General features: G+C 55.3%; 10 protein-coding genes. 7 read left to right on the top strand and 3 right to left on the bottom strand.

The genetic code is table 11. From position 1 onward, the window contains the following. Positions 1-47: 47 nt before the first annotated feature. The gene (locus AAFJ72_RS16225; RefSeq protein ID WP_432774735.1) at positions 48-818 is read left to right on the top strand and encodes a stalk domain-containing protein; all 771 of its coding nucleotides are present in this window, start codon (positions 48-50) and stop codon (positions 816-818) included. A gap of 465 nt (positions 819-1,283) precedes the next feature. Continuing rightward, entirely contained in the window at positions 1,284-3,236 is a 1,953-nt protein-coding gene (gene abc-f / locus AAFJ72_RS16220; RefSeq protein ID WP_432774734.1) for a ribosomal protection-like ABC-F family protein, read from the top strand. A gap of 107 nt (positions 3,237-3,343) precedes the next feature. On the opposite strand, the gene AAFJ72_RS16215 is transcribed toward abc-f, so the two are convergent. After that, positions 3,344-4,525, bottom strand: a complete 1,182-nt coding sequence (locus AAFJ72_RS16215) for an MFS transporter (RefSeq protein WP_432774732.1) — start codon at positions 4,523-4,525, stop codon at positions 3,344-3,346. A 182-nt stretch (positions 4,526-4,707) separates the two neighbouring features. Here AAFJ72_RS16215 and AAFJ72_RS16210 point away from each other — a divergent pair, with 182 nt between their 5' ends. From AAFJ72_RS16210 to AAFJ72_RS16200, 3 genes are all read left to right on the top strand, one after another. After that, positions 4,708-5,106, top strand: coding sequence for a hypothetical protein (locus AAFJ72_RS16210; protein ID WP_122903327.1), 399 nt, complete (start codon positions 4,708-4,710; stop codon positions 5,104-5,106). Then, positions 5,103-5,309 (top strand): YqgQ family protein, encoded by a 207-nt coding sequence (locus AAFJ72_RS16205; protein WP_122903326.1) that lies wholly within the window; start codon positions 5,103-5,105, stop codon positions 5,307-5,309. The genes AAFJ72_RS16210 and AAFJ72_RS16205 overlap by 4 nt, the downstream gene beginning before the upstream one ends. A 251-nt stretch (positions 5,310-5,560) precedes the next feature. Continuing rightward, on the top strand, positions 5,561-6,175 hold the full coding sequence (locus AAFJ72_RS16200; RefSeq protein ID WP_122903325.1) for a DedA family protein: 615 nt from the start codon (positions 5,561-5,563) through the stop codon (positions 6,173-6,175). A gap of 33 nt (positions 6,176-6,208) precedes the next feature. Here AAFJ72_RS16200 and AAFJ72_RS16195 read toward each other — a convergent pair whose 3' ends face one another. Then, complete coding sequence (locus tag AAFJ72_RS16195; RefSeq protein WP_122903324.1) at positions 6,209-6,667, bottom strand: NUDIX hydrolase; 459 nt, start codon at positions 6,665-6,667, stop codon at positions 6,209-6,211. Positions 6,668-6,670: 3 nt separating this feature from the next. Next, the gene (locus tag AAFJ72_RS16190; protein ID WP_170163360.1) at positions 6,671-6,826 is read right to left on the bottom strand and encodes a hypothetical protein; all 156 of its coding nucleotides are present in this window, start codon (positions 6,824-6,826) and stop codon (positions 6,671-6,673) included. A 126-nt stretch (positions 6,827-6,952) separates the two neighbouring features. Between AAFJ72_RS16190 and tkt the strand changes: the two genes are divergently transcribed. Beyond that, positions 6,953-8,959 (top strand): transketolase, encoded by a 2,007-nt coding sequence (tkt, locus tag AAFJ72_RS16185; protein WP_122903323.1) that lies wholly within the window; start codon positions 6,953-6,955, stop codon positions 8,957-8,959. Positions 8,960-9,132: 173 nt separating this feature from the next. Beyond that, entirely contained in the window at positions 9,133-11,697 is a 2,565-nt protein-coding gene (locus AAFJ72_RS16180) for a PBP1A family penicillin-binding protein (RefSeq protein ID WP_432774730.1), read from the top strand. Positions 11,698-11,787: the final 90 nt, after the last annotated feature.

Below are 11,787 nucleotides of genomic sequence, written 5' to 3'. Positions count from 1 at the left end.
CTAACAAGATAGAAACAATCCGACAGCAATGAAATGGAGGAACAACGATGAGAGGAAAGGCATGGATGGCTGTTGCACTGAGCCTCCAACTGCTTGCCGTGCCCCCGGCTCTTGCGGCGGCGAACGGAACGCAGACGACAATCGTCCTGGTCGATGGAAAAACGGCAGCCCTGCAAAAGCAGGCGATTCTTCACCAGCAGAAAACATATGTACACGCCAAGGATGCAGCGAGCTTGCTGCAAGGAGTTTGGACGCTCGACGGACAAAAAGGGCAGTTGAAACTGGGCGAGCGAACGATTGTGTTCCAGTTGGACGCAGGCAAAGTGACGGTGGACGGCAAGCCCGTAGCAGGCGGCGAGGCTGCGCTTGTCCGCGACAAAGAGGTGTACCTGCCGCTGCGCTGGCTCGTGGAGCAGGCAGGGCATGAGATTGTCTGGAATGCGGAGAAAAAGGCGGTGGAAATCGTGTCCAAAGCGCAAAACGATTCATTTGTTCTCGTGGATGAAACACAGTTGAGCAAAGAAGAGCAGGCATTTATCGAGTCCGTCAAAGGAAAGCAGGGCATTCATCAGCAGGGAGATTTGTACGTCATCGCCCGCGGACAGACCCCTCATCCCGGCTATGGTCTGGAAGTGACGAAGGTCGAGCAAAGCTTTGAGCAACTGTTTGTTTACGTAAAACAGACGGACCCTGCACCGGGGATGATGTATCCGCAAGTGATCGCCTATCCGTACCTGACGGCAAAGGTGAAGCTCCCGCCGTACACGACGATTTCGTTCATCGATGCGGATACGAACAAGCCTTTGTTTGAGAGCTGAGCGAGGACAGCAGGCGTTGCCCCGGAAAGCGTTTCCGACGCTTGTTTTTGGCGTGAAACTGTTATATGATAGAGGGTAAGATTTACCTATCCTTGGAAATGGAGGTGTATGTACGTGTTTGGAACCGTTCAGGCATGGTTCGTGGTAGAAACTTCCAGTCTGACACATGATTTTTCTGTCAACGGGATCAGTCTGCCCATTTTTAGCCATACAACTGAACGGAGTTTCCATAGGCGTACCATGCATCGACCAGGGACGGTTTGTTCTTGCTTATAGTGGGTGACTGACTTGCAGCGTTTTCGCTTGCAAGTGGCTCCCTTTACGATGCCGCAGGTATTGGCCTGCGGCTTTTTTGCGTCCATTTTTGCCTGTGTGCGGGCAAGTATGGGGCAAAAGTCGGCCGGGGCCAGCCAGGGAAGTCCATTATTTTGAACCGTTACCAATAACCAGGGAGGAAATGAACTTATGATTATCGTCGCGACTACACAATTGCAAAAATCGTACGGAGCCGATCCGGTTCTGCAAGGCGTTACACTGGAAATCAAGGCGGGCGAGCGGGTAGGAATCGTCGGGCCAAACGGAGCAGGGAAAACGACCTTGTTCAAGCTGCTCGCCGGAATCGAAAGCCCGGATGCGGGCGAACTGTACCGCGCCAAAGGAACGGTCTGGGCGTACTTGCCGCAGTCTCCGCAATATCCCGCAGACTGGACGGGCGAAGATGTGGTGGCAAGCGCGTTTGCCGATGTCCGCCACCTTCAGCAGCAGATGCGCGAGCTGGAAGAGCAGCTGGCCCTGCTCTATGAAAACGAGGTTGAGCTGAACCGGCTGATGCAGCGCTACCAGAAGCTGCAGGACGAGTTTGAGCAGCTGGACGGCTACCAGTGGGAGACGCGCATGGCCCAGGTGACGCAAGGGTTGGGCATCAGCGCGGAGCTGCTCGCGACACCTTTTGCCAAGCTTAGCGGGGGAGAAAAAACGAAGGCGGGTCTGGCCAAGCTTTTGTGTCAAAAAAGCGATGTCCTGCTGCTGGATGAGCCGACCAACCATCTCGATGTGGAGTCGATGGAGTGGCTGGAGCAATTTTTGCAGAGCTATCCGGGAACGGTGCTGATTATTTCCCATGACCGCTACTTCCTGGATGCCGTCGTGACATCCATCTACCATGTCGACGGCGGGGAGGCGGAATATTACATCGGCAACTACAGCGCTTTTGTCACCGAGCGGGAGGAGCGCTTGCTGCGGCAGTTCGCCGCCTATCAGGAGCAGCAGAAAAAGATCAAAAAGATGCAGGAGACGATCAAGCGGCTCAAGGAGTGGGGCAACCGCTCCAACCCGCCGAACGAATCGTTTCACCGCCGGGCGAAGAGTATGGAAAAAGCGCTGGCGCGAATCGAGCGGATCGAACGGCCGAAAATGGAAGCTGACCGGATGGGCTTGCAGTTCAAAAAGACCGACCGGAGCGGTCAGGATGTGCTGATCGCAAAAGGCGTGCACAAAGCGTACGGAGACAAGGTGTTGTTTTCCGACGCCAGCCTGCTTTTGCGCTTCGGGGAGCGAAAAGCGTTGCTCGGGCCAAACGGCTGCGGGAAGTCTACGCTGATTCGCATGCTCCTGGGCGAGATCGAGCCGGATGCGGGTACGCTCAAACTGGGCGCAAGCGTCAAGGTTGGCTATTTGTCGCAGCAAGCGTTGGAAGGGGACCAAAATCAGCGGGTGATCGACGTGTTCCGCGACGTGGCGAAGGTGACGGAGGCAGAAGCGAGACACTTGCTGGCGCGCTTCCTGTTTTACGGCGAGCACGTCTTCAAGCGGATCAGCCAGTTGAGCGGCGGCGAGCGCATGCGGCTGCGCCTGGCTCAGCTCATGCATCAGGACATCAACCTGCTCATTTTGGACGAACCGACCAACCACCTCGATATTGAATCGCGGGAAACGCTGGAAGAAGCTCTCGCTGATTTTCACGGCACCTTGTTCATCGTCTCCCACGACCGTTATTTTTTGCAAAAGATGGTCGACGGCGTTTTTTGGGTGGAGGACAGACAGCTTGTCCATGACGTCGGCAGCTACGAGGAAGCACGGGAAAAACAGAAGCGGCGCAGCGCAGCGCGGGCTGACAGACAGGGGGAAGAAGCGAAAGGCAGAGGAAGCAAGGCAGTGCCACAAGCCGAAGCGGAAAAGAAACCGCCGCAAGCGAGTCCTTTTCATGACACGCAGACCAAACGCCTCAACCACTTCAAACTGTCCGAGCTGGAGGAGCGAATTGCCAAACTGGAAGAGCAAAAAGAGCATTGGAACAGGCTGCTTTTGCAGGCAGGGGCGGACTACCAGCAGCTGATGGAATGGCAAAAGGAAAGCGAGCGGGTACAAGAAGAAATGGATGAGTTGTACATCGCCTGGATGCAGATGCAAGAAGCGTAGGCGAAGTGGACGAGGAGCAAGGCAAAAAGGCAGCGAAGGCCGCAGACGTCAAAAAGTCTGCGGCCTTTCAGCTGCCTTTGGCGTTTGGCGAACAAACGGGCTTTTGCTTAATTCGAAGTTTGCATAGTCGTTCCCGGTTCGGGCAGCCGTCGATAGCTGCGGAAAAACCAGAGCAGAATCAGCACCATCAGGACGCCGCCGAGGAAAAACGGGCCGCTGTGCGAAAATTGGTAGACCGCGCCGCCCGCCAGCGGACCCAGAATGCGCCCAAGGCTGTCCATCGAGCTGATCGCCCCGCTGGTGACGCCTTGTCCTTGCGTAGTGCGCTGCGTAATCATCGCGGTAGCGGTCGCCCGGATCATGCCTTGTCCAGCCCCGAACAAGGACAAAATCAACGCGAGCGCCCAGAAGCTGCCGAACAGCGGAATCGCGAAAAAGCCGATACCGTAAAAAATCATCCCCAGCGCGAGCACCGATGCTTCTCCGAACTGCTTGACCAGCCTGCCGATCAGGCCGCCCTGCACGACAGCCGCAATAATGCCCATGACGAGGAACATGTAGCCAAGGTCTTTGGACGTAAAGCCGTACAAGTCGCTGATGAACAGCGCAAAGGTCGTCTCCAGCCCGGAAAAGGCGAACGAGACGACAAACAGGATCGCATAGAGCAAAGACAGGGGGCCGAACAAGGAAGTGAACGGGTTTTCCCGCGCTTGTTTTTGCAGATTCGCCCGTTTTTCCCTGGGAAGGCTCTCCGGCAAGGCGACAAGAATGAAAAGGAACGTAACGAACGCAACGATTCCCGAAGCGTAAAACGGAATGGCAAACCCGTACCCGCTGAGCAGGCCGCCAATGACGGGGCCGAACACAAAGCTGAGCCCGATGCCGGCACCGACCACGCCCATTCCTTTTGCCCGCTCTTCAGACGGGAACAGGTCGGCGACCATGGCTGTTACCGTTGGCAGAGCGGCTGCGGAGACGATGCCGCCAAGGACGCGATAGATGAGCATCTCCGTATAGCTGCCAGCCATCCCAAACAGGATGAACGTGACAGCAAAGCCGAGCAGGCCAAATGACACGAGCGGCTTTCGCCCGATCCGGTCCGAGAGGCTTCCCCATACGGGCGCGAACAAAAGCTGCATGATGTTGTAGCTCGCGAACAAAACGCCGATTTGAAAGGAAGACGCCCCCAGTTTTTCTGCAAAGAAAGGGAGGATGGGAATAATGATGCCAAACCCGAGCATGGTCAAAAAGGCGATGAAGAACAAGAGGGCCAGGTACTTCTTATTCACAGCATATACCTCGTTTCACACAAAAATCAGCTGCTGGTTGCTTGCATTTTCCACCTTACGTGAACGAAGTGTCGAAGTCAAGCGAGCAGCGTGGGCAGCGGCGCTTTCCGCATGCTATAATGGAAAAGAAACAAGAATCGTTTTGCAGGTTGTCTAGTATATATCCATGAGGTGTTTGTTACATGTCTACTGCAATGCTGTACTACCTGGCCTGGCAAGAAGATGATTGGCTGGATGAAGTGCTCGACCGTTTTCCCGAGGTGAATGCAATCGTGCCGACAGCGAAAACGTTTGAGCTGATCGCCGGGCAACGGGAGTCGAATGAGGTGACGCGCGCGGTCCTCGTCTTGAATGCCGCACAGGAGCAGGACAGATGCCGCGAATTTTTGCGTCTGTGCCAGGAGCACCCCCTGCTTTCCAAAGACCCGCTCTATATTGTCGGTTTGAAGCCTGAAGAGGAACAGGCGTGGCAGGAAGCGTATCCGCATGCGAAGATTATCGTCATTACCGGATTTGCTGTCGAGTTTGACTACGATGCCGTCCTCGCGAGGATGGAAGTCGATCTGGAGGGAGCCCATTGAAAGCGAACCCTGATGAGTTCGATTTAAAGGCGTTTCTGCACCGCTTCGGTTTGTTCATCTACACGGGAGACCCGGAGGGGGATCTGCTCTTGATAGAGGACGAGATTCGCGAGTTGTACGAATTGAATGTGATTGAAAAGGAAGAGTTTATGGAGGCCATGTCAGCCGTGCGTAGCAAGCGCAAGGCGCTGGACAGCATCTAACCGAAAAAAAGGAACAAGGCGTGTTTATCTGCCGCTCCTGGGATGCGGCGGTGATAAGCGCGTTTTTTTGTGCACAAAAACGGCCAAGCCTGCTGATCGCCTGGTTCAGCCAGCTTTTCTGCTGCCCCTCAGCCATTTTCTTAAGAAATTCTTCAGAAATCCTTTCCAAAAACGTAAGGCATTCTCTCCATTTTCGAAAGGTTTACCCTGTAGCATGGAGACAGGAATGGAGAGAAGGAGCGGCGGTGGCAATGACAGACTGCACAGCGTTTTTGCGGGAACTATGGACAGAACTTTTGGGACAGCTCGTTCCCGATGAAGTTTCGGTGATGAGCCTGGGTGCAAAGATCGCCCATGAGGATGCGGTATTTTCCACTGTGTACACAGCCGTTTTTTTGGCGGCGCTCATCGGTGTGGCGGCGAGTTACTTCGCCGGAGCGTGGATTGGCGCACCTGTTCTGGCCCGACTGCTCAGCCGCCGTCTGCGCCTGGGATGGGGACTTTGGAAACGGGAGCGGGAGTATGCAGGCTGGGTGCTGGCGATCAGCGTGTTTATCCCGGTGGTTCGCTACCTTGTTCCTTTTGCTGCGGGCTTGTTTCGGCTGCCGCTGCGCCAGCTTTTGCTGCTTTTTTTGCCCGGCACGTTCGTCTGGACGCTTCATTACGTTCTCATGGGCTACTGGTTCACCGACGAGCTGGACGCACTGCTCGCAGGAGTGTACCTGTACAGGAAAATTGCATGGGGGACAGTTGGGGTGGCTTGCGTCTCCTACATCACGACTCGTCAGTACATGCGCAGGAAAATTTGGACGCGAGCCACAAGTGCAAAGCACAGGGGAGAATTGCAAAAGAAGCCGACTGCCTGAGAGCGAAAAACACCCAGGACAGCCGGCTCTTTTTCATGTCAGGGAAAACGCAGCGGGCTGCTCCCAGCCGAAGCTGTCAAACCACTTGCCTTTCCTGTAATTGGAAATGGCTTTTCTCACATACGGAATGACGTTGTCCGGCAACTGGTCGAGGTCCACCCAGACCAGCTCGTCGCATTTGTGCGGTTCGGCGTTCACGATCTCGCCTTGCCAGCTTGTGGCGGCGACAAAAAAGTCGATTCGCTCGTCGCTGGAGCGCCTGTGCATGACGCCGACGAGCGAGAGGTCAGACGGAGCAATCTCGATGCCGCACTCTTCCCGGGCTTCGCGGATGGCCGCTGCCTTGACTTCCTCGTTGCCATCCAGATGTCCGGCCGGGACGCTGTAATTTCCGTCCTCATAGCCTGTATTGTAGCGGCGCAGCAGCAAAATCTCGTTGCCTCTCAATAGAAAAAGATGCACGGCAACCGGCATGGTAAAATACTTTCGCATAGTTCACCCTTCCTCCGGACGATGATTTTCTGCAGCTTTTCTGCGCAGCTTTTCCCTGTTCTTTTTCAGCGCAGGCGAGCTGCTCATGGCGGCAAACAGCATGCCGAACCCGGCGATAGCCAGCACAATTCCGATGATGAGGTAGATGGTAGAAGACATTCAAAAAAGACCTCCTTGTTGGATGAAAGCAAGCATGAATCTGACCTTGAACTGTGCTATAATGTCACAGTGTGTTTTACCCGATACTACGTGATTTATAGAAAAGCACAGGGAGGATTTCGCGAGATGACTCAGCATACGTCTGTCGATCAGCTATCCATTAACACGATCCGCACGTTGGCGATTGATGCCATCGAAAAAGCCAATTCCGGCCATCCGGGAATGCCGATGGGCGCTGCCCCTATGGCTCATGTTCTGTGGAGCCGTTTTATGAAGGTGAATCCCGGCAATCCGCAGTGGATCGACCGCGACCGTTTTGTCCTGTCTGCAGGACATGGCTCTATGCTATTATACTCGATGTTGCATTTGATGAAATACGATGTTTCGCTGGAAGACCTACATAACTTCCGCCAGTGGGGCAGCAAGACGCCAGGCCACCCGGAGTTCGGGCATACGCCTGGTGTTGATGCGACGACCGGACCTTTGGGACAAGGGATCGCGATGGCTGTCGGGATGGCCATGGCGGAAAAACATATGGCGGCTGTCTACAACCGCGACAACTTTGACATCGTCAACCACTACACCTACGTCATTTGCGGCGACGGCGACCTGATGGAAGGCGTGTCCAGCGAGGCTTCCTCCCTGGCAGCTCACCTGAAGCTCGGCAAATTGATCGTGCTCTACGATTCGAACGACATCTCCCTGGACGGCGAGCTGTCCATGTCTTTCTCGGAAAATGTGGCGGCCCGCTATCAGGCATACGGCTGGCAATACTTGCGTGTCGAGGACGGAAACGATCTGGCAGCGATCGAAGCTGCGATTGCGGAAGCGAAAAAAGACCTGGACCGCCCTGCCTTGATCGAAGTCAAAACCGTCATTGGCTACGGCAGTCCAAACAAAGGCGGTTCCAACGCTTCTCACGGCGCTCCGCTCGGAAAAGAAGAAGTGAAGCTGACAAAAGCGAACTACAACTGGACGCATGAAAGTGAATTCCACGTGCCGCAGGAAGTAGCCGACTTCTACGCAAGCCTGGCAGAAGCGGGCGAAAAAGCGGAAGCAGCGTGGCGCGACAAGTTTGCGGCGTATGCCAAGGCGTATCCGGAGCTGGCTGCGCAATTTGCGACAGCACTGGAAGGCAATCTGCCGGCAGGCTGGGATGCGAGCATGCCTGTGTACGAAGCAGGAGCCAAGCTGGCGACGCGCGTAGCTTCCGGCAACGCGATCAATGCGCTGGCGAAAACCGTTCCGTTCTTCCTGGGCGGTTCTGCTGACCTGGCTCACTCCAACAACACCGTTATCAAGGAAGCAGGCAACTTCCTGCCAGGCTCCTACGATGGCCGCAACATCTGGTTCGGTGTCCGCGAGTTCGCCATGGGCGCTGCCCTCAACGGTATGGCCCTGCACGGCGGCGTGAAAGTATACGGCGGTACGTTCTTCGTCTTCTCGGACTACCTGCGTCCGGCGATCCGTCTGTCTGCCTTGATGAAGCAGCCTGTTGTGTACGTCTTCACGCACGACTCCATCGCAGTCGGTGAAGACGGTCCAACTCACGAGCCGATCGAACAGCTCGCTTCCTTGCGCGCGATGCCAGGCTTGACCGTTTTGCGTCCGGCTGATGCCGTTGAGACGAACGAAGCGTGGAAATACGCGGTATCCCGCACAGACGAGCCAGTCGTTTTGGTGCTCACTCGCCAAAACCTGCCAGTCCTGCCTGAGACAATCGAAAAAGCGGCAGAAGGCGTGACGAAAGGTGCTTACGTACTGGCAGATGCGCCAAGCGGCAACCCGCAGCTCATCCTGCTGGCTACAGGCTCCGAAGTATCGCTCGTCATGCAAGCCCGCGAAGAACTGCTCTCCCGCGGCATCGAAGCGCGTGTCGTTTCCATGCCAAGCTGGAACCTGTTCGAGCGCCAGCCGAAGGAATACCGCGATGCAGTTATTCCGCCAACCGTAAAAGCACGGGTAGCAGTGGAAATGGGCTCGCCAATGGGCTGGGAGCGCTACGCCGGAGATGGCGGCAAAGTTATCGCGATCAACCAGTTCGGCGCATCCGCACCAGGCGAGCGCATCATGCGCGAGTACGGCTTTACGGTCGAAAATGTCGTGGCAACCGCAGAGGAACTGCTCAAATAAATCGTTTTGCAGCCGTAAGAAGCCTATCTCCCAAGGGAGATAGGCTTTTCCAGTGACAAACGGCAAGCAGTATGGAATGATAGACACGTGCCAAAACCAAAAGGAAGAAACTTTTTTCAAAAGCATCCGTCTATATAAGATGCGGGGGGAGAGAGAAAACCAGGAGGTAAGAAATGGCAACCAAGGCCAAGAAGAAAGTCAGGAAGAAGAAAAACAACTTGCTGATGATTGCCGTAGGCTTCGCAGTCTTTCTCATCTTGAGCGTCATCGGGGGCTACTTTGCCCTGTTGTATGCCGGAGACCGGATGATTGCGGAAAACGAACAGAAGCTGAAAGACTTGAGAACAGAACCAACCGTCATCTACGACAAAAACGGCAAAGAGATGACGAGCCTGATTCGTCAAAAAAACCGTGAATACAAGCCGATCAACGAGATGCCGAAGATTTTGATTAACGCGTTCCTCGCCGTCGAGGACAAACGCTTCTTCGAGCACAAGGGCATCGACATGGTCCGGATCGGCGGAGCAATTATCAATGACATTAAAAAAGGTTCACTGGCTGAAGGGGGAAGCACGATTACCCAGCAGCTGGCCCGCAACGTATTTCTCACCCTGGACCAAACGTTTTGGCGAAAAACAAAAGAGATGAGTATCGCGATCGGGCTGGAACGCCGATACTCGAAGGATCAGATTTTGGAAATGTACCTCAACCGCATTTATTTGGGTGAAGGGGAGTTCGGCGTCGAAGATGCGTCCAACTATTATTTTGGCCATTCTGTCAGCAGCGAAAAATTCACCATTGCCAAAGCAGCGATGTTGGCAGCGATTCCGAAAGCACCGACGACTTACTCGCCGTTCAACAACCCGGAAAAGGCGAAGCTGCGCCGGGATACCGTCATCCGTCTGATGTATGAGCAGGGCATCATTACCGAGGCGCAAAAAAACGAAGCGCAAGCCGAGCCGCTGCCTACCGAACCGACGGAAGTAGCCGGAGCCAGCCTGAAAAAAGGCTACCGCGCCTTCTTCGACCACATGGTAGAGGAAGCAGAAGCCAAGTACGGCGTGACAGAGGAAGAGCTGTACCGCGGTGGCTGGCAAGTGTACACGACGTTTGATCCGAAAGTGCAGGATGCCATGATCGCGGAGTATGCCAACGCGAAAAACTTCCCGAAAGACGGGGCGAAGCGCGGCGTCGAGTCGGCGATGATCGTCGTGGATGCGAAAAACGGCGGGATCGCCGGGATGATGGGCGGCCGCAACTACGCGCCAAAAGGCTTCAACTACGCGACAGACATGAAGCGTCAGCCGGGCTCCAGCTTCAAGCCGCTCGCTGTGTACGCGCCAGCGATTGACACAGACAGCAAGTGGGGACCGAATTCGTCGCTCAGCAACAAAAAGCAGAGCTTTAACGGCTATGAGCCGCGCAACTACAACAACAAATACAGCGATTCCGTGAGCATGAACCGTGCGCTGATCGACTCCCTCAACGTGCCTGCGGTTTGGCTGCTGAATGAGATCGGCGTCGAAACAGGCATCAACTACTTGCAAAAATTCGGCATCGAGCTGGCGCCGGAGGACCGTAACCTGGCGATTGCGCTCGGGGGTCTCAGCAAAGGGACGTCTCCGCTGAAAATGGCACAAGCCTATACTGCTTTCGTCAACGGCGGGGTCATGTCCGAAGCGCACACGATCACGAAAATCGAAAACAAGAGCGAAGGTGTCGTCCGGGAGTATGAAGGAACCCAGACGGCGGTGCTGAAACCGCAAACGGCATGGGCTGTTCACACGATGCTGGAGAGGGCCGTTCAGGAAGGAACAGGGAAGGCTGCCCGCATTTCCGGTCGCCATGTTGCCGGAAAAACAGGTACAACCCAATCCATTGCCGGGGACAGCAATGTGAACAAGGATGCCTGGTTCGTCGGCTATACACCGGAATACGTCGGCGCTGTCTGGATGGGCTTCGACCCCGAGGACAAACAGCACTTGATGCGCCAGGGTAGCAGCTTGACCGCGCAAATGTTCTCCAAGGTGCTTGCCGCAGGCTTGAAGGGCGTGAAGGCGACCGACTTCGTGCGCCCGGATGGCGTAGTGGAGGAACAGCCGGAGGAAGAAGCAGTCGAACCGCTGCAACTGGCGGCAGATTTGACGCTGGACAACAACCAGTTGAAGGTTGTCCTGAACTGGATTGGCGGAGCCGCCGATTACACGTATGATGTGTATCGCGTCAAGCCAAATGGCGAGCGCGAGCTGATTGCAGAGGGATGGAAGGACACGACGTTCGTCGATGCGCTGAATGATCCGACCGAGTACCGCTATGTCGTCGTTCCGCGCAACGCCCAGGGCGAGGAGCAGACACCTTCGCCGATTACGAGCATTAACTCGCAAAGCCTGGAAAATCTGATTCAAGCAGGGGAAACCCATCACGAGGACAGCAACAGCCAGGTACAAATCCCGGACGGAACGGAAGCCGACAACGGTGACGGCACGATCCAGTTCCCGCCGAACTTTGGCGGTGGCAACGACAATCCGGACAATAACGGCGGACAGTCGGGCGGCCAAGGTCAAAACGGAAATCCGGGCAACCAGGGCAATCCGGGGAATTTTGGCGAGATTCCGCCAGATATTGCAAATCCGGGCAACGGGCAGCCAGGTGGCTTCACAGGCGGCAATCAGCAGCCCGTACAGCCTGCAGATGGCGCTCAGCAACAGACTGATCCGTTTGGAACGAACGGCGGCTGAGCAGCATAGAATAGACAATTGGACAGATTCAGCTATTCCCACATCTTCTTTCGCGTGGTACAATACAAGTAAATCGGGAGACAGGGGGGG

It is taken from the genome of Brevibacillus gelatini (assembly GCF_050920745.1).
In the GTDB taxonomy this organism is placed as follows: Bacteria; Bacillota; Bacilli; order Brevibacillales; family Brevibacillaceae; genus Brevibacillus; species Brevibacillus gelatini.
Note: the sequence above shows the minus strand (reverse complement) of the source record. Positions and strands in the feature narration are given on the sequence as shown.

What these genes read in the sequence shown, in the direction of transcription:
- AAFJ72_RS16210 (WP_122903327.1), top strand. Translation starts at nt 4,708, where the DNA reads ATGTCTACTGCAATGCTGTACTACCTGGCCTGGCAAGAAGATGATTGG.
- AAFJ72_RS16200 (WP_122903325.1), top strand. Translation starts at nt 5,561, where the DNA reads ATGACAGACTGCACAGCGTTTTTGCGGGAACTATGGACAGAACTTTTG.
- AAFJ72_RS16180 (WP_432774730.1), top strand. Translation starts at nt 9,133, where the DNA reads ATGGCAACCAAGGCCAAGAAGAAAGTCAGGAAGAAGAAAAACAACTTG.
- AAFJ72_RS16225 (WP_432774735.1), top strand. Translation starts at nt 48, where the DNA reads ATGAGAGGAAAGGCATGGATGGCTGTTGCACTGAGCCTCCAACTGCTT.
- tkt (WP_122903323.1), top strand. Translation starts at nt 6,953, where the DNA reads ATGACTCAGCATACGTCTGTCGATCAGCTATCCATTAACACGATCCGC.
- AAFJ72_RS16190 (WP_170163360.1), bottom strand. Translation starts at nt 6,826, where the DNA reads ATGTCTTCTACCATCTACCTCATCATCGGAATTGTGCTGGCTATCGCC.
- AAFJ72_RS16195 (WP_122903324.1), bottom strand. Translation starts at nt 6,667, where the DNA reads ATGCGAAAGTATTTTACCATGCCGGTTGCCGTGCATCTTTTTCTATTG.
- abc-f (WP_432774734.1), top strand. Translation starts at nt 1,284, where the DNA reads ATGATTATCGTCGCGACTACACAATTGCAAAAATCGTACGGAGCCGAT.